Here is a 16955-nt window from a genome sequence, read left to right as displayed (position 1 = left end):
CGGTGTTGCGATTGCCTTTGGCGTGCTGACCGTTTTCTCTGGTGGCCGAACATTGCTCGGATCAGCCGACATGGGGGCAGTCGTACCCTTCGTGCTGTGGTTCAACACGCTGGCCGGGCTCGCCTATGTCGTCGCGGGTCTCGGCCTGTGGCAGCGGCGGCGATGGGCCTGGCCACTATCGTTCGTGATCTTCGCCGCAACGCTGCTGGTTTTCGCGGCGTTCGGCCTGCATGTCGCCCAAGGTGGAGCCTTCGAGATGCGTACCGTTTACGCCATGGCCCTGCGCAGCGCGGTCTGGGGCTGGATCGCGTGGGTGGCGCGTCAGGCGTTTTCCGGACGGTAAACGCAATCGGCCAGGGTGCCGCGGTTGAGGTCGGCGACAAACGCCGCCTCAGCATGGGCCAGCCGCGCTTTCAACCGACATTGCGGGGTCAGGGTGCAGCTGTTGGTGCCGACGGCGAAGCATTCCACCAGAGCTTGATCGGCTTCGAGGGCCGCCACCACATCGCCCAGGCGGATGTCTTCGGGTGCACGGGCCAGCATGGCGCCTCCCCCACCGCCGCGCCGGGTTTCCAGAAGACCTGCCGCGGCAAGTGCCGAGATCACCTTGGCCAGATGGTTGCGGGAGACACGGAATTCATCGGCGAGTTCCGACGTGGTGAAGGCCCGGTCGGGTGCGCCCGCCATCCGCATCAGAACGCGCAGGCCGTAATCGGTGAAGGAGGTGAGGCGCAAGGTCGCGATCCTGATTTGGTAGTTGAAATGCGCATTCACGAGCGGTATGCGTATCTCAAATACCAATTCGCTGCGGCCCACGCAAGGACCGGGCGACGCGCGAGGGAAAGGACCCGCAATGAAAGACCTCCCAGAAACGGACGTGCCTCAGGAGACCGGCGCGCTGATCGATCACATCCTGACGCGCTATCACGAGATGCATCGGGAGGATCTCGCCTCGCTCGTACTGCTCGCCGACCGGGTCGAGCGGGTGCACGCGGACGATCCCGAGGCGCCCACGGGGCTCGCCGCGGCCATCCGGACGCTCGCCGGGGAGATGGAGGATCACATGATGAAGGAGGAGATGATTTTGTTTCCGGCCATGCGCGCGGGCGGCGGGCCGGGCATCGAGCACCCCATCGCGGTAATGCGCGCCGACCATGACGATCACGCCGAAAACATCGCGCTAATCCGGCGGCTCACCTGCGATCTGACACCGCCCGAGCACGCCTGCGGCTCCTGGCGCTCGCTCTATGGCGGCCTGACGACGCTGTTCGACGACCTTGCTGCGCATATCGCGTTGGAAAACAACGTGCTGTTCCCGCGCTTCGAGCAGGCTTGAGGCGAAGATGCGGCTTGCGGGAGTGACAGTCGGGGGACGCGGCGGGACGGATCGTCTTATGGACGCGGTGGCTGACCGGCTAACGCAGGACGGCGTCCGGCTGGTGGGTGCGTTGCGCGCGGCCTCGCCCGATGCCGGATCGGGATCGTGCGACTGCGATCTCTGGCTTCTGCCCAACGGGCCGCGCTGGCGCATCACGCAGGATCTCGGACCCGGCGCCACCGCCTGCCGGATGGATGCGGGCGCCTTCGAGGAGGCCGTCGGGCTGGCGATGTCGCGGCTTCGGGCCGGCCGGGCAGACCTCGTGATCCTCAACAAGTTTGGCCTGAGCGAGGCAGAGGGGCGCGGCTTCCGCGCGCTGATCTCCGAGGCGCTTGCCCGCGGCGTTCCTGTCCTGACGGGTCTCTCCGAAACCCACAGGGCCGCGTTCGACCGCTATGCCGATGGCATGGCGACGATCCTCGCACCGACCGAGGCTATAGTCATGGACTGGTGCAACGCCGCCGTCGCAACCGTGGCCGAGGAAGGCGTGACGCCATGAGCGGACAGGGGACTTACGCCTCGCCCCCCTGCATGGCGGCGGAGGTGGACCCGACCTATTTCGATCCGCTTGGCACGAATGCGCAGCAGGCGCGCGATGTCGCGCGCTGGCGCCGGGCCGAGCGGACAAGACTGGCCGGCCTTAGGGAGGGGCTGGGCCAGACAGGACGGGCGCAGGTGAGCAATTCCATCTGCGGTCATCTCGAAACGGTCCTCGCCGCGCGCGGGACCCTCCGGGAGACCGTGCTTGCCGGCTACTGGCCGATCCGAGGAGAGCCGGATCTGCGCCCGTTCCTGTCCGATCTTCACGCGGCGGGCGTCCGTATCGCGCTGCCGGTGGTGGAGACCCCCGCAGCGCCGCTCGTGTTCCGACGATGGACGCCGGGCATGCGTATGCTGCGCGGCTATTGGAACATCCCCGTTCCGCCGCCCGAGGCGGAGGTCCTGGTGCCCGATATCGCGCTTGCGCCCTGCCTCGGCTGGGAAGAGGGTTGTTACCGGCTCGGCTGGGGCGGCGGCTATTATGACCGGACACTTGCCGCGCTTTCGCCGCGGCCCGTCACCATCGGCATCGCGCTGGCGGCAGCCCGACTGACCACAATCTACCCGCAGCCCCATGACATTCCCCTCGACAGGATCGTGACGGAGAAGGGCGTATCGGGGGAGCGAAAGGACCCATCATGATCCCGACGAGCGAACCAACGGCCCGGTTGCGGCCCGGCGAAGGCGCGATCGCGCGGCTTGCCTGCCTTGTGCTGCAACCGGTCCTGACGCGCGTTGTCCGTCGGGTCGCGGCGCGGCACCCGTCTCTCTTCGCGCGGCTCGGACCGCACCAGGCGACTGACTTCCTGATCGATCCCGTGGAACTGCCCTTTGCGCTGCATCTCCGCCCCGACCCGCAGGCGCTCGTCTTCCGCGCCGTGCCGCGCGATACGGCGCCGCAGGTCGGGGCCACGATCCGCGGGCGGTTCTTGCTGCTTCTGGAACTGATCGACGCCGAGCAGGACGGCGATGCGGCCTTCTTCTCGCGCGATCTGGAAATCAGCGGGGACACCGAGGCCGTCGTTCGTCTTAGGAATGCGCTCGACGACATGGACGGCTCGCTGGCCGAGGAGGCGTCGGCGATGTTCGGGACACCCGGACGGGCGGTTCTCGCACGGTTGCGGCGGGCCTATCCGGATGCCACCAAACCGAGGGAATACGCATGAGCCTTGCCGAACTGATCTGCCCCGCGGGCACCCCCGCCGCGCTGCGCACCGCCGTCGACGCGGGCGCCGATGCGGTCTATTGCGGCTTCCAGGATGCGACCAATGCGCGGAACTTCCCGGGGCTGAACTTCACCCCCGATGAACTGGCCGAGGCGGTGACCTATGCCCATGCGCGCGGCACCAAGGTGTTGCTGGCGCTGAATACCTATCCGCCTGCGGGCAAGGTCGATCTCTGGCGACATGCGGCGGACACCGGCGCGCGCTTGGGCGTTGATGCCTTCATCGTGGCCGACATGGGCGTGGCCGACTACATCGCCCGGATGTATCCGGGCGTCCGGCTGCACCTGTCGGTACAGGCCGCGGCCTCATCGCCCGAGGCGATCCGCTACTATTGCGAGAACTTCGGTGTAAAGCGTGTGGTCCTGCCGCGCATCCTGACAATCCCCGAGATCCGCCAGATCCGCCGCGAGATTCCCTGCGAGATCGAGACCTTTATCTTCGGCAATCACGGGCTGATGGTGGAAGGGCGATGCAGCCTGACCAATTACCTGACGGGTCAATCCACGAACATGGACGGGGTGTGCTCGCCCGCCTCAGATGTGGAATATGTGCGCGACGCTGACGGGTCGATGTCCTCGCAGCTCGCGGGTTTCACCATCGACCGGTTCGGGCCCGAGGAGAAGGCCGGCTATCCCACGATCTGCAAGGGCCGCTACGCCGCGCCCCATCGCCCCGAGGGCTACTACGCCTTCGAGGAACCGATCAGCCTGAATCTGTCGCGGCTCCTGCCCGAATTAATCGAGGCGGGCGTGCATGCTTTCAAGATCGAAGGGCGTCAGCGCTCGAAGAGCTATGTCCGCGGCGTTGTGCGTGCGTTCCGCGCAGCGGTGGATGACATCAAGGCCGGACGCGAGGCAAACATCGCCGACCTGATCGCCCTGACCGAGGGGCAGAAGCAGACCCAGGGCGCCTTCGAGACAAAGAAATGGCGGTGAATACCATGACGAAACTGACGCTCGGCCCGATCGCTTACCACTGGTCCGCGGATGCACGGCGTGACTTCTATGCCCGCATCGCGGATGAGGCGCCCGTCGACGAGGTTTATCTGGGCGAGGTGATTTGCTCCAAGCGCGCGCCCTTCCACCAGGCAGACCTGCCGGCCACGATCGAGCGGTTGGAGCGCGCAGGCAAGCGCGTGATCCTGTCAACGCTGGCCGAGGTGATGCTGAAACGCGAGCGCAAGGCAACCGAGGACATCGCCGAGATGGTCTCGCCCGAGATGGAGGTGAACAACGCCGCAGGGCTTTACGCGCGAGGTAAGCGTTCGCATCGGATCGGCCCCTTCATGAACGCCTACAACGACGCGACGATAGCCTGGATGGCCGGGCAGGGCGCGACCCATGTCTGCCTACCGGCCGAGATGCCGGCCCCGGCCATTGCAGCCGCGGCGCAGGCAGCAGTTGCGTTGGGCCTGGGTGTCGAGGTGCAGGTTTACGGCCGCGCGTCTCTGGCTGTGTCAGCGCGGTGCTATCACGCCCGCGCGCACGGCCACACCAAGGACAACTGCCAGTTCGTCTGTGAAGAAGACCCCGACGGCATGCCGCTCCGCACCCGCGACGACCGCCCGATCCTGCGGGTGAACGGCATCCAGACCCTGTCGGAAAGCTATGTCGACCTGCTCCCCGAAGTGGCCCGTCTGATTGCCGATGGCGTCACGCACCTGCGGCTGATGCCACAGGCGGTGGACATGGTCGCGGTGGCGCAGGTGTTTCGCGATGTGCTCGATGGGCGCGGGCCGACAGGCGAGGCCGATGCCCGCCTTGCGACGCTGAGCGGGGATGCGGGCCTGAGCAACGGTTTCTATCATGGCACGGCGGGCTACCGCCGCATTGCCGCCGCGGCGCCGGCCTGAGCGCGCAAGGGACGCCACAAATGACCTCGACCGCCGAACAGATGCGCGCCTGGACCGGACCCGCGATCCTGACCTACGGGTTCCGCCCGTTCTTTTTCGGTGCGGCGGTCTGGGCCGTGCTGGCGATGGTGTTTTGGGTGCCGATGCTGTCAGGGCACCTGATGTTGCCCACAGCCTTCGACCCCGTGTCATGGCACGCGCACGAGTTCCTCTACGGTTATCTCGGCGCCGTCGTCGCGGGCTTTCTCCTGACTGCGGTGCCAAACTGGACGGGGCGCCTGCCAATCGTCGGCTGGCCGCTGGGCGGACTGGCGGCTCTGTGGCTCGTGGGGCGCGTGGCTGTGATCTTTTCGGCGGGGTTGCCGGGGCTGCTGGTGGCGGCGGTCGACCTTGCCTTCCCGGTCGTACTGGCCACGGTGATCGGGCGCGAAATCGTGGCGGGCCGGAACTGGCGCAATCTGATCGTGCTGGGGATGCTCGCGGTCTTTGCCCTCGGTAACGCGCTGTTTCACTGGGAGGCCGCGCGAGGCGAGTATGCCGCGCAAGGTTACGGCCTGCGACTAGGCCTGGGCGCGGGCGTGATGATGATCGCGGTCATCGGCGGCCGAATAGTGCCGTCCTTCACCCGTAACTGGCTGGTGAAGCGGCGCAGCGCCGTACTGCCCGCAGCGCCGATGCAGCCCTTCGATAAGGGGGCGCTCGGGACCCTTTTGGTGGCGGTTATGCTGTGGGTAGCACTGCCTCTCGGGACGCTGACTGGATTGGCGCTTGCGCTGGCAGCCGTGTTGCACGCCCTGCGATTGGCCCGTTGGGCCGGACACCACACCTTTGCCGAGCCGCTGGTGACTGTGTTGCACGCAGGCTATGCCTTCGTGCCGTTGGGGGCCCTGGCATTGGCCGCAGAAATCTTGGCTCCCGGGTCCTTCGGAATGGCGGGCGCGCAGCATTTCTGGATGGCGGGGGCAATCGGCCTGATGACACTGGCGGTGATGACACGCGCCACGCTTGGTCATACCGGGCAGGACCTGCGGGCGGGAGCAGGGACCGTCATGATCTATCTGGCCCTGATCCTGTCCGTATTCGCGCGGGTCGCTGGGGGCGTATGGCCCGAATTTTCCAGCCCGTTGCACACGGTGTCCGGGCTGTCGTGGATCGTCGCCTTCGGCAGCTTTGCGGTCATTTACGGCGGGCTTTTGCTACGTCTGCCCGCCGCCAAGCGGATCTGAGGCGCGCACCGATGGGATGGTTCGAGTTCGCCCTCGCCTATGTCGTGTTCTTCCTGTCGCATTCCTTGCCCGTGCGCCCGCCGTTGCGGCCTCGGCTTCAGGCTCGACTAGGCGCTTCCGGCTTCACACTGGCCTATTCTGTCCTGTCGCTGGCGGTACTTTCCTGGTTGATCGGGGCGGCGGGTCGCGCACCGCATGTTACCCTTTGGGATTGGGCCCTATGGCAGGTCCATGTCCCACTGACGGTCATGGGGCCGGTCTGCCTGATCCTCGCGCTGTCCATCGGCCGGCCCAACCCGTTCTCGTTCGGCGGGGCGCGCAACGATCTGTTCGATCCTGCACGGCCCGGAATCGTCCGCTTGTCGCGTCACCCGCTGCTTCTGGCGTTGGCGCTTTGGGCGGCGGCCCATGTCGTGCCCAACGGAGATCTGGCCCATGTGATCCTGTTCGGTACCTTCGCCGCCTTCGCGCTGCTGGGAGGCCGACTGATCGACCGGCGCAAACGCCGCGAGATGGGGCCAGAATGGCAACGGATGCTTGATCGCGGAGCGGAGGCGCCGCTCCTCTTGGCGTCCCTGTCGGGGGGCACTCTCCTACGGCTTGCGGCAGGCGTTGCGCTTTACGGGGCGCTGCTCTGGGCGCATCCATTGCTTTTTGGGGTCAGCCCGCTTCCCTGAACGTCAATCCTTGATGTCTTCGATCCAGGTCTTTGCGGCGACGGCACGAGGCAGGCCAAGCGGGCCGATGGCCAGCATCGCTACCTGCATGATCGCCTCAGCCTCAATGCCCTCCGATCTGGCACGCCGGGTGTGGGAATGGACCGCGCCTTCGGATCCGGCGCCAATCGCGAGTGCGAGTTTGACAAGGCGCTTTTCGCGGTCCTTCAGCGGGCCGCATTCGGCTGTAGCCTTGCCCAAGGCAGCATAGGCCTTCCAGACATCGGGGTGTTCCTCGGCGAGATCTCCGGCGGCGCCGGGCATGGATTTGGTCATCTGTCAGTCCCTCAAGTTGAAAAGTCATCAATCAGTGGATTTGGTTTCGCAAAGCGCTCAAGGTCCGCCTGATTGTCGATGGAGATGCGCGTGCCGGTCACGGAAACGCCATAGGGCTGCAGGCCCTTGAAGGCGCGGCTGAGATTTTCAGGTGTCATGCCCAGCACAGAGGCCAGGCGCCGCTTCTCGAAGTCCAACTCGAACGCAGCCCCACCGCCGGCGTGCCTTTGTTGCCTGAGCAGGTAATTCGCGAGCCGCTCGAGCGACGTTCTGAGTTTCAGGTCTTTTTGCGCCTTGATGACCGAGCGATAGCACTGCGCCAGTTCAGTGACGATCGCACGGGCAAAGTTGCCGTCGGCGTCGAAGATCGCGCGAACGTCCTGGCTGGGGATCAGCGCGATCCGGCTTTTCTCCAACGTGCGGGCCGACATCAGATAGGGCGCTTCCTTGATGGTCGCGCCAAGAATGAAGGTCGATATCGGGCGGACAGTCGCCATGCTGGTCTCGCGACCGTTCCATGACGAAAACAGATCGACCGAGCCCGAAACGACGATATGAAGAAAATCGCTCGGTTCTCCTTCAGTGATCAATTCGATCTGTGCAGGAAAATTCTGCACATAGGCGCCCCGCATCAAGGATGTGAAATTGTCATCCGCCATCTGCGCGAAGAGATCGAGTTTTCGAATTTCCCGGTATTCGGAATCGGGCACGTCGTTCTCCCTCCCACATCGCGCGCTTAACAATTGTCACCGAATCAATTGATATATGTCAACCGGTCGGTTGACCTTCGCGACCGCAGCCTTGATCTGCGACCGCGCACCGGATGACATATTTCTGTAAGCCATTTATTTCGTTATCCTTTTCCAGGTTTTGTGATCTAGATCAAGTCACGAGCGTCGCCGTCGCGTCAGGTCTGGCAGTGATCCCCTCACAGGGGTGAACCGCTATTCTTGCCGGAGACCCGCCATGCAGACCGTAGCCACAGCCTCACGCGCCGATCAGACACGCGCCCTGAGCTTGAGCACGATCGCCTTCACCGCCTGTTTCGCGGTCTGGACGATCTTTTCCATCATCGGTGTCGCCATCAAGGCCGAGCTTGGCCTGAATGACACACAGTTCGGCCTGCTGGTCGCCACCCCGATCCTGACCGGATCGGTCACCCGCCTGTTTCTCGGCGTCTGGACCGAAAAATACGGCGGGCGGCTGGTGTTCTCGAGCCAGATGATCCTGACGGCGCTGGCCACATGGGCGCTAACGCTCGCAGACAGCTACATCATGTATCTGATCGCGGCCCTTGGCATCGGCCTCGCGGGCGGATCGTTCATCATCGGCGTCGCCTATGTCAGCCGCTGGTATGACGCCGGCCACCAAGGGACCGCGCTGGGTATCTTCGGTGCGGGCAACGTCGGCGCCGCGGTCACCAAGTTCGTCGCTCCCTTCGTCATGGTCGCCTATGGCTGGCATGGCGTGGCCTATGTCTGGGCGGCGGGGCTCGCCATCATCGGCGTGCTGTTCTTCCTGCTCGCCAAGGACGACCCTGAGCTGGTCGAGCGCCGCAAGACCGGCACCAAGGCACCGACACTGGCGCAGCAATTCGCGCCATTGAAGAACCTCCAGGTCTGGCGCTTTTCGCTCTACTATTTCTTCGTGTTCGGTGCCTTCGTCGCGCTGGCGCTGTGGATGCCGCACTACCTGATCGACGTCTACGGCATCGATGTGCGCTTCGCTGGGATGGCGGCGGCGTCCTTCAGCCTTTCAGCCTCGTTGTTCCGCGCCTATGGCGGCGTGCTGTCGGACAAGTTTGGCGCGCGGAGGGTCATGTACTGGACCTTCGGCTTTTCCCTGCTGTTCCTGTTCATGCTGAGCTACCCGCCCACGGATTACGTCATCCAGGGCAAGGACGGTGCCATCGCCTTCTCGACACAAATGGGTCTTTGGCCCTTCATCGTCACGCTCTTCGCTCTGGGCTTCTTCATGAGCCTCGGCAAGGCGGCAGTCTTCAAGCACATCCCAGTCTACTACCCCAAACATGTGGGCGCCGTCGGCGGTCTTGTTGGCATGATCGGGGGCCTTGGCGGTTTTGTCCTGCCGATCGCCTTCGGCGCTCTCCTCGATCTCACGGGCATCTACACGTCATGCTTTGCGCTGCTCTTCGGGCTGGTCGCTATCGCTCTGACCTGGATGCACCTGTCGATCCGCGCGATGGAGCGCGCTGCGCATGGTGAAGTGCTCGACCAGTTGCCGCAACTGCCCGAGATGCAGGACATTCACCACCCCGAACGCACCGCCATGCCGCGCGTGCTGGAGGACTGGCGGCCGGAGGACCAACAATTCTGGGCCGAAAAGGGCCATGCCGTTGCACGCCGGAACCTGTGGATCTCGATCCCGGCGCTTCTGCTGGCCTTCTCGGTCTGGATGGTGTGGTCGGTGGTCGTGGCTCGCTTGCCCGCCATCGGGTTCGACTTCACCCCGGGACAGCTGTTCTGGCTGGCGGCCTTGCCGGGCCTGTCGGGCGCAACGCTCCGCATCTTCTACAGCTTCATGGTGCCGATCTTCGGTGGGCGGCTGTGGACGACGCTGTCGACCGCTTCGCTGCTGCTGCCCGCCATGGGCATCGGATATGCGGTGCAGAACCCCGACACGCCTTACCTGATTTTCCTCGTCCTGGCCCTTCTGTGCGGCTTTGGCGGCGGCAACTTCGCCTCGTCGATGGCCAATATCGGCTATTTCTTCCCGAAGGCCGAAAAGGGCAACGCACTGGCGCTGAACGCGGGGCTGGGGAACCTCGGCGTGTCGGTCATGCAGTTCCTCGTGCCCATCGTCATCACGGCGGGTGTCTTCGGGGCACTTGGCGGGCAACCGCAGACCATGTCCGACGGCGGTCAGCTGTGGATGCAGAACGCAGGCTTCGTCTGGGTGCCCTTCATCCTCGCAGCGACCATAGCGGCCTGGTTGGGCATGAACGACATCGCAGATGCACGCGCCAGCTTTGCCGACCAGGCAGTGATCTTCGGACGCAAGCAGAACTGGTTGATGTGCATCCTCTACACCGGCACCTTCGGCAGCTTCATCGGCTACTCGGCGGGTTTCCCTCTGCTGACGCGCCTGGCCTTTCCCGAAGTGAACGCACTCAACTACGTGTTCCTTGGGCCGCTCGTGGGGGCGCTGAGCCGCGCTGCCACCGGCTGGATCTCGGACAAGTTCGGGGGCGGTCGCGTGACCTTCTGGACTTTCGCCCTGATGATCGTCGCCACCTTCGGTGTGATCAGCTTCCTTGGATTGGGCTCCTTCGTCGGCTTCTTCGCCTGCTTCATGGCGCTCTTCTTCCTGACCGGTGTCGGCAACGCGTCGACCTTCCAGATGATCCCGGTGATCATGGGTCGCGAAATTCCGCGCCTGATGCCGCACTTGGGTGCTGAAGAGCGCAAGCGTCAGATCGCGATGGAGTCCGGCGCGATCGTGGCCTTCACCTCGGCCATCGCGGCTTACGGCGCCTTCTTCATCCCCAAGGCCTACGGGACATCAATCGCGATGACCGGGTCTGCCGTTGGGGCGCTGTGGGGTTTCCTGATCTTCTACGTGATCTGCGTCGTCATCACCTGGGTGGTCTACACGCGCCCCGGCGGCCTTCTCCACGACATCGAACATGGCCGCACGCCGCAGGGCACCGCAGCCCAGCCCGCTGAATGATTCAGTTGATTTCCCGGGCGGCGGAGCTCGCCGCCCGGACCCAGACACCCGAAAGGACAGCCAAATGAGCCATCTGCTCGACAAACTGAACTTCTTCCAGAGCAAGGAACTGGAGCAATTCTCCGACGGTTGGGGTCAGACCACCCGCGAGGATCGCAGCTGGGAAGACACCTACCGGAACCGCTGGCGGCACGACAAGATCGTCCGCTCGACGCACGGGGTGAACTGCACCGGGTCGTGTTCATGGAAGATCTACGTAAAATCCGGGATCGTCACCTGGGAAACCCAGCAGACCGACTATCCGCGCACCCGTGCGGGCCTGCCCAACCACGAGCCGCGCGGCTGTGCGCGGGGAGCCTCCTACAGCTGGTATCTCTATTCCGCGAACCGGGTGAAGAACCCGTTGATCCGTGGTGCGCTGATGCGGGCGTGGCGGAAGATGCGCGAGACGATGACGCCGGTGGCCGCCTGGGCCGCGATCCAGGGCGATCCCGCCCTGCGCAATTCGATCAACAAAACGCGGGGCAAAGGCGGCTTCGTGCGGGCCACCTGGGACGAAGCGACCGAGATCATCGCCGCCGCCAACGCCTACACGGCCAAGACCTACGGGCCCGACCGCGTGTTCGGCTTCTCGCCGATCCCGGCCATGTCGATGGTCAGCTACGCCGCCGGTTCACGCTACCTGAGCCTGCTGGGCGGTACCTGCATGTCGTTCTACGACTGGTACTGCGACCTGCCGCCAGCTTCCCCCCAGACCTGGGGCGAACAGACTGACGTTCCGGAATCGGCCGACTGGTACAATGCAGGTTTCCTGATGCTTTGGGGCTCGAACGTGCCCCAGACCCGGACACCCGACGCCCATTTCTACACCGAGGTCCGCTATCGCGGCACCAAGTCGGCCGTGGTCAGCCCCGACTATTCGGAAGCCGCCAAGTTCGGCGACATCTGGCTGAACCCGCAGGCGGGCACCGACGCGGCGCTGGCAATGGCGATGGGTCACGTGATCCTGCGCGAATTCCACCTCGACCGGCAGGCCGAGTATTTCGAGGACTACGCCCGCAAGTATACCGACATGCCGATGCTGGTTCGGCTGGATGAAAAGGACGGCCACCTTGTGCCGGGCCGGATGCTGCGCGCTGACGACTTCGACGGCAAGCTGGGCGAGGCCAACAACCCCGACTGGAAGACCGTCGCCTATGACGAGGCGTCGGGTCAGATCGTGGCTCCGAACGGGTCCATCGGGTTCCGCTGGGGCGAAGAGGGCAAGTGGAACCTCGAAGAGAAAGCGAAGGGCGCTGAAAGCAAGCTGCGCCTCAGCCAGATCATGGATGGCGATCACGATGAGGTCGTAGGCGTTAACTTCCCTTATTTCGGCGGTGCGGCCACGGGCGATTTCGTGAAATGCGATCACCCCGAAGTGTTGACCCGGAACATTCCGGCGCGCCGCGTGAAACTGGCCGACGGATCCGAAGCGCTGGTTGCCACCGTTTTCGACCTCTTCTGCGCCAACTACGGTCTCGACCGGGGTCTTGGCGGTGACTGGGTGTCCAAGGATTTCAACGACGACAGCCCCTACACCCCCGCCTGGGCCGAAAAGATCACCGGCGTTGAGAGGGAGAAAATCATCGCGGTCGCCCGCGAATTCGCCGGCAACGCCGAAAAGACCCATGGCAAGTCCATGGTCATCCTCGGGGCCGGTCTGAACCACTGGTACCACATGGACATGAACTACCGCGGCATCATCAACATGCTGGTGATGTGCGGTTGCATCGGGCAGGAGGGCGGCGGCTGGTCGCACTACGTGGGGCAGGAAAAGCTGCGCCCGCAGACCGGCTGGCAGCCGCTAGCCTTCGCGCTGGACTGGAACCGCCCGCCGCGGCACATGAACTCGACCTCCTGCTGGTACGCGCATACCGACCAGTGGCGCTACGAGACGCTGCGCGCCGGTGAAATCCTGTCGCCCACGGCACCCGAAGGCGATTGGGACATCTCTCTGATCGACTACAACATTCGCGCGGAACGGATGGGCTGGCTGCCCTCGGCCCCGCAGTTGAAAACCAACCCGCTAGAAGTGTCGAAAGCCGCGAAGAAGGCTGGGAAGGAGATCAAGGACTACGTCGCCGAACAGCTGAAATCCGGCGATCTGGAAATGTCCTGTCAGGACCCAGATGCGCCCGAGAACTGGCCGCGCAACCTGTTCGTCTGGCGGTCGAACCTCTTGGGCTCGTCCGGCAAGGGGCACGAATACTTCCTCAAGCACCTCTTGGGCACCGATCACGGCGTGATGGGCAAAGACCTCGGCGAGGAAGGCGGCGTGATGCCGAAGGAGGCCCGCTGGCACGACGAAGCGCCGAAGGGCAAGCTCGACCTCTTGGTCTGCATCGACTTCCGCATGTCGACGACGGCGGTCTATTCCGACATCGTCCTGCCCACGGCCAGCTGGTACGAGAAGGACGACCTGAATACCTCGGACATGCACCCGTTCATCCACCCGCTGCAGGCGGCGGTGGACCCGGCCTATGAGAGCAAGTCGGACTGGGAGATCTTCAAGTCGATCGCCCGAAAGTTCAGCGAGGTCGCGCCCGAGGTGCTGGGGGTGGAAACCGACATCGTGCAACTGCCGCTGCTGCACGACACGCCCGGCGAATTGGCGCAGGCCCATGTGAAGGACTGGAAGAAGGGCGAATGCGACCTGATCCCCGGCAAGACCGCGCCGAACTACATCGCGGTCGAGCGGGACTATCCGAACCTCTACAAGAAGTTCACCTCGGTCGGGCCGCTGCTGGAGAAGCTCGGCAACGGTGGCAAGGGGATCAACTGGGACACCAAGACCGAGGTCAAGCATCTGCGCGATCTGAACGGCATCGTTCAAGATGAGGGCGTGTCCAAAGGCCAGCCGAAACTCGAAACCGCCATCGACGCGGCCGAGATGATCCTGATGCTCGCCCCGGAAACCAACGGCGAAGTGGCCGTGAAGGCCTGGGAAGAACTTGAGAAGCCCACGGGGCAGCACCATACCCACCTCGCGGAGGGCGCACATCACACCAAGATCCGCTTCCGCGACATCGCCGCGCAACCGCGCAAGATCATCTCGTCGCCCACCTGGTCGGGGATCGAAAGCGAAGATGTCTGCTACAACGCGGGCTACACCAACGTCCACGAACTGATCCCGTGGCGCACCCTGACGGGCCGCCAGCAGCTCTACCAGGATCACGAATGGATGCGCGCCTTCGGCGAAGGGTTCGTCAGCTATCGTCCGCCGGTGGACCTCAAGACGATCACTGCAGCCGTCAACAACGACGCGGCTGAGGGCAGCCCGCACGTGGTGCTGAACTTCATCACGCCCCACCAGAAATGGGGCATCCACAGCACCTACACCGACAACCTGCTGATGCTGACGCTGAACAGGGGCGGCCCGGTGGTCTGGATGTCCGAGGTGGACGCGAAGAAAGCCGGGCTGGTCGATAACGACTGGGTCGAGGCCTACAACACCAACGGCGCGCTGACCGCGCGGGTGGTGGTGTCCCAGCGCATCAAGCAGGGGACGCTGTTCATGTATCACGCGCAGGAAAAGATCGTGAACACGCCCGGCTCGGAAAAGACGGGCAATCGCGGCGGCATCCACAACTCGGTGACCCGCGCCACACTGAAACCCACGCACATGATCGGCGGCTATGCGCAGCTGTCCTACGGCTTCAACTACTACGGCACCGTGGGCAGCAACCGCGACGAGTTCGTGATCGTGCGGAAAATGAAGAAGATCGACTGGCTCGACAAACCCGCAAGCCGGTCCGCAACCCAGAACGTGGAGGCAGCGGAATGAGAGTTCGTGCGCAAATCGGCAAGGTCCTGAACCTCGACAAATGCATCGGGTGTCACACCTGCTCGGTCACCTGCAAGAACGTGTGGACGACGCGCGAAGGTGTCGAATACGCGTGGTTCAACAACGTCGAGACCAAGCCCGGCACCGGCTATCCGACGGACTGGGAGAACCAGAAGCGCTGGAACGGCGGCTGGGTGCGCTCGGCCTCGGGCAAGCTGCATCCCAAGCAGGGGTCGAAATGGCGGATCCTGGCGAACATCTTCGCCAACCCGGCCATGCCCGAGATCGACGACTACTACGAGCCGTTCGATTTCGACTACGACCACCTGAAATCGGCGCCCGACATGACCGCGTTCCCGACCGCGCGCCCCCGCTCGAAGATCACCGGCGAGCGGATGGAGAAGATCGAGAAGGGTCCGAACTGGGAGGAAATCCTCGGCGGCGAATTCTCGAAGCGGTCTCAGGACTACAACTTCGATCAGGTGCAGAAGGACATTTATGGAGAGTATGAAAACACCTTCATGATGTATCTGCCGCGCCTGTGCGAGCACTGCCTTAACCCCACCTGTTCCGCCTCCTGTCCCTCGGGCGCGATCTACAAGCGCGAGGAGGACGGCATCGTTCTGATCGACCAGGAGAAGTGCCGCGGCTGGCGGATGTGCGTCTCGGGCTGCCCCTACAAGAAGGTCTATTACAACTGGGACACCGGCAAATCCGAGAAATGCACCTTCTGCTATCCGCGGATCGAAAGCGGCCAGCCGACGGTCTGCTCGGAAACCTGCGTCGGGCGCATTCGCTATCTGGGCGTGATCCTTTATGACGCAGACAAGATCGAAGCTGCGGCCAGCGCCGAGCGCGAGACCGATCTCTACGGCGCGCAGCTCGACGTCTTCCTCGACCCGAACGACCCCGAGGTGATCGCCGCGGCGCGCCGTGACGGCGTGCCCGAAGACTGGATCGAGGCGGCGAAGGTCAGCCCGGTCTGGAAGATGGCGATGGATTGGAAGGTCGCCTTCCCGCTGCACCCGGAATACCGGACGCTGCCGATGGTGTGGTACATCCCGCCGCTCAGCCCGATCCAGAACGCCGCTCAGGCGGGCCAGATCGCGATGAGCGACCAGATGCCCGACGTCCGCTCCCTGCGCATCCCCGTCAAATACCTCGCCAACATGCTGACGGCGGGCGACGAGGAGCCCATCGTTCACGCCCTCGAACGCATGTCGGCGATGCGGCTCTACATGCGGGCCCTCAGCGTTGACGGCGTGCGCGACGAGGCGATTGCCGCCCGGGTCGGCATGTCCGGTCGGGTGATCGAGGACATGTACAAGATCATGGCCATCGCCGATTACGAGGATCGTTTCGCGATCCCCACGGCGCACCGCGAACAGAACGAGCATGGCGCCGACATCCGCGGCGGCTGCGGCTTCACCGACGGCAACGGCTGTTCCACCGGCGAGGCGGGCAAGACGACGCTCTTCGGCGGCAAGAAAAAGAAATTCGCCCTTCCGCAGGAGACCTTCTGATGCTGGACCGTTCCCTGAAAGCCCTGTCGCTGATCCTGAGCTATCCCTCGCGGGAACTTCAGGAGGCGATGCCCGAGATCGGGACAATTCTTGGTTCCGATCCTCGCATCGCCACCGATACACGCGCTGCGCTGCGCTCGTTGACCGATGGCTTCGCAGACGCCGACCTCTACGATCTGCAGGAGAGTTATGTGATGCTCTTCGACCGCTCGCGGACGCTGTCGCTCAATCTCTTCGAGCACGTTCATGGCGAAAGCCGGGACCGCGGCGGTGCAATGGTCAGTCTGATCGAGACCTACCGGGCAGGCGGGTTCGAGCCCGCCACAACGGAACTGCCGGATCACCTGCCGGTGCTGCTGGAATTCCTGTCGACGCGTCCCTTCGCAGAAGTGCAGGAAACCTTGGCGGACGCGGCGCATATCATCGATGCTCTCGCGGCCCGGCTCGTCCGGCGCGACAGCGGATATGCCGCCGCGTTCGCCGCTCTTTTGCAGCTGTCAGGTGATAAGGCCGACGCCGAAGCGGTGGCCGACATGCTGGCCCAGCCCGATGATGATCCGACCGACCTCGCGGCGCTCGACGCTGTCTGGGAGGAAACGGAAGTCACCTTCGGCCCAGATCCGAACGCCGGTTGTCCGCAGGTCCGCGACATGCTCGCGGCGATGGACAAACCGACCCCGCAACAATTGAACAGGAGTGCATGAC

General features: G+C 64.2%; 16 protein-coding genes. 13 read left to right on the top strand and 3 right to left on the bottom strand.

Going from position 1 to position 16955, the window contains the following annotated elements; all coding sequences use genetic code 11:
• Window positions 1–70: 70 nt before the first annotated feature.
• A complete protein-coding gene (locus tag VDQ18_RS05545; protein WP_284482192.1) occupies window positions 71–343 on the top strand; it encodes a hypothetical protein in 273 nt (90 codons plus the stop codon).
• Here the strand turns inward: VDQ18_RS05545 and VDQ18_RS05540 are convergent.
• On the bottom strand, window positions 322–735 hold the full coding sequence (locus VDQ18_RS05540; RefSeq protein ID WP_284482193.1) for an RrF2 family transcriptional regulator: 414 nt from the start codon (window positions 733–735) through the stop codon (window positions 322–324). The two genes, VDQ18_RS05545 and VDQ18_RS05540, sit on opposite strands and share 22 nt — an antisense overlap.
• Window positions 736–853: 118 nt before the next feature.
• On the opposite strand from VDQ18_RS05540, the gene VDQ18_RS05535 reads away from it, so the two are divergent.
• The 8 genes from VDQ18_RS05535 to VDQ18_RS05500 are packed head-to-tail and all read left to right on the top strand — an operon-like array spanning window position 854 to window position 6899.
• Window positions 854–1336 (top strand): hemerythrin domain-containing protein, encoded by a 483-nt coding sequence (locus tag VDQ18_RS05535; protein WP_227428547.1) that lies wholly within the window; start codon window positions 854–856, stop codon window positions 1334–1336.
• Window positions 1337–1343: 7 nt separating this feature from the next.
• Window positions 1344–1877: a DUF2478 domain-containing protein gene (locus VDQ18_RS05530; RefSeq protein WP_323019999.1), complete on the top strand. Its 534-nt coding sequence runs from the start codon at window positions 1344–1346 to the stop codon at window positions 1875–1877.
• A gap of 44 nt (window positions 1878–1921) precedes the next feature.
• A complete protein-coding gene (locus tag VDQ18_RS05525; protein WP_323019998.1) occupies window positions 1922–2560 on the top strand; it encodes a 5-formyltetrahydrofolate cyclo-ligase in 639 nt (212 codons plus the stop codon).
• Complete coding sequence (gene ubiT / locus VDQ18_RS05520) at window positions 2557–3084, top strand: ubiquinone anaerobic biosynthesis accessory factor UbiT (RefSeq protein WP_095590942.1); 528 nt, start codon at window positions 2557–2559, stop codon at window positions 3082–3084. Before VDQ18_RS05525 ends, ubiT begins: the two co-directional genes overlap by 4 nt.
• Window positions 3081–4079, top strand: coding sequence for a ubiquinone anaerobic biosynthesis protein UbiU (gene ubiU / locus VDQ18_RS05515; protein ID WP_168624908.1), 999 nt, complete (start codon window positions 3081–3083; stop codon window positions 4077–4079). The genes ubiT and ubiU overlap by 4 nt, the downstream gene beginning before the upstream one ends.
• Before the next feature lie 5 nt (window positions 4080–4084).
• Entirely contained in the window at window positions 4085–4996 is a 912-nt protein-coding gene (gene ubiV, locus VDQ18_RS05510; protein WP_323019997.1) for a ubiquinone anaerobic biosynthesis protein UbiV, read from the top strand.
• 20 nt (window positions 4997–5016) lie between these two features.
• A complete protein-coding gene (locus tag VDQ18_RS05505; protein WP_323019996.1) occupies window positions 5017–6222 on the top strand; it encodes an NnrS family protein in 1206 nt (401 codons plus the stop codon).
• Window positions 6223–6233: 11 nt separating this feature from the next.
• Window positions 6234–6899, top strand: coding sequence for an NnrU family protein (locus VDQ18_RS05500; RefSeq protein WP_123644111.1), 666 nt, complete (start codon window positions 6234–6236; stop codon window positions 6897–6899).
• Between the two features lie 3 nt (window positions 6900–6902).
• On the opposite strand, the gene VDQ18_RS05495 is transcribed toward VDQ18_RS05500, so the two are convergent.
• Together VDQ18_RS05495 and VDQ18_RS05490 are read right to left on the bottom strand one after the other, a co-directional pair.
• Window positions 6903–7214: a carboxymuconolactone decarboxylase family protein gene (locus tag VDQ18_RS05495; RefSeq protein ID WP_123644112.1), complete on the bottom strand. Its 312-nt coding sequence runs from the start codon at window positions 7212–7214 to the stop codon at window positions 6903–6905.
• Between the two features lie 11 nt (window positions 7215–7225).
• Complete coding sequence (locus tag VDQ18_RS05490) at window positions 7226–7924, bottom strand: cyclic nucleotide-binding domain-containing protein (protein WP_323019995.1); 699 nt, start codon at window positions 7922–7924, stop codon at window positions 7226–7228.
• 256 nt (window positions 7925–8180) lie between these two features.
• Here VDQ18_RS05490 and VDQ18_RS05485 point away from each other — a divergent pair, with 256 nt between their 5' ends.
• From VDQ18_RS05485 to narJ, 4 genes are all read left to right on the top strand, one after another.
• Complete coding sequence (locus VDQ18_RS05485) at window positions 8181–10904, top strand: MFS transporter (RefSeq protein WP_323019994.1); 2724 nt, start codon at window positions 8181–8183, stop codon at window positions 10902–10904.
• A 64-nt stretch (window positions 10905–10968) separates the two neighbouring features.
• Window positions 10969–14727, top strand: a complete 3759-nt coding sequence (locus tag VDQ18_RS05480; RefSeq protein ID WP_323019993.1) for a nitrate reductase subunit alpha — start codon at window positions 10969–10971, stop codon at window positions 14725–14727.
• Window positions 14724–16250, top strand: coding sequence for a nitrate reductase subunit beta (gene narH / locus VDQ18_RS05475; protein ID WP_050930785.1), 1527 nt, complete (start codon window positions 14724–14726; stop codon window positions 16248–16250). Before VDQ18_RS05480 ends, narH begins: the two co-directional genes overlap by 4 nt.
• Window positions 16250–16954 (top strand): nitrate reductase molybdenum cofactor assembly chaperone, encoded by a 705-nt coding sequence (gene narJ / locus VDQ18_RS05470; protein ID WP_210730707.1) that lies wholly within the window; start codon window positions 16250–16252, stop codon window positions 16952–16954. The genes narH and narJ overlap by 1 nt, the downstream gene beginning before the upstream one ends.
• The last annotated feature ends 1 nt before the right edge of the window (window position 16955 follow it).

The organism is Pararhodobacter sp. (assembly GCF_034676075.1).
Classification (GTDB): domain Bacteria; phylum Pseudomonadota; class Alphaproteobacteria; order Rhodobacterales; family Rhodobacteraceae; genus Pararhodobacter.
Note: the sequence above shows the minus strand (reverse complement) of the source record. Positions and strands in the feature narration are given on the sequence as shown.

Coding starts and splice junctions, on each gene's coding strand:
- VDQ18_RS05545 (WP_284482192.1), top strand. CDS start 71: ATGGGGGCAGTCGTACCCTTCGTGCTGTGGTTCAACACGCTGGCCGGG.
- VDQ18_RS05535 (WP_227428547.1), top strand. CDS start 854: ATGAAAGACCTCCCAGAAACGGACGTGCCTCAGGAGACCGGCGCGCTG.
- VDQ18_RS05530 (WP_323019999.1), top strand. CDS start 1,344: ATGCGGCTTGCGGGAGTGACAGTCGGGGGACGCGGCGGGACGGATCGT.
- ubiT (WP_095590942.1), top strand. CDS start 2,557: ATGATCCCGACGAGCGAACCAACGGCCCGGTTGCGGCCCGGCGAAGGC.
- ubiU (WP_168624908.1), top strand. CDS start 3,081: ATGAGCCTTGCCGAACTGATCTGCCCCGCGGGCACCCCCGCCGCGCTG.
- ubiV (WP_323019997.1), top strand. CDS start 4,085: ATGACGAAACTGACGCTCGGCCCGATCGCTTACCACTGGTCCGCGGAT.
- VDQ18_RS05505 (WP_323019996.1), top strand. CDS start 5,017: ATGACCTCGACCGCCGAACAGATGCGCGCCTGGACCGGACCCGCGATC.
- VDQ18_RS05500 (WP_123644111.1), top strand. CDS start 6,234: ATGGGATGGTTCGAGTTCGCCCTCGCCTATGTCGTGTTCTTCCTGTCG.
- VDQ18_RS05495 (WP_123644112.1), bottom strand. CDS start 7,214: ATGACCAAATCCATGCCCGGCGCCGCCGGAGATCTCGCCGAGGAACAC.
- VDQ18_RS05485 (WP_323019994.1), top strand. CDS start 8,181: ATGCAGACCGTAGCCACAGCCTCACGCGCCGATCAGACACGCGCCCTG.
- VDQ18_RS05480 (WP_323019993.1), top strand. CDS start 10,969: ATGAGCCATCTGCTCGACAAACTGAACTTCTTCCAGAGCAAGGAACTG.
- narH (WP_050930785.1), top strand. CDS start 14,724: ATGAGAGTTCGTGCGCAAATCGGCAAGGTCCTGAACCTCGACAAATGC.
- narJ (WP_210730707.1), top strand. CDS start 16,250: ATGCTGGACCGTTCCCTGAAAGCCCTGTCGCTGATCCTGAGCTATCCC.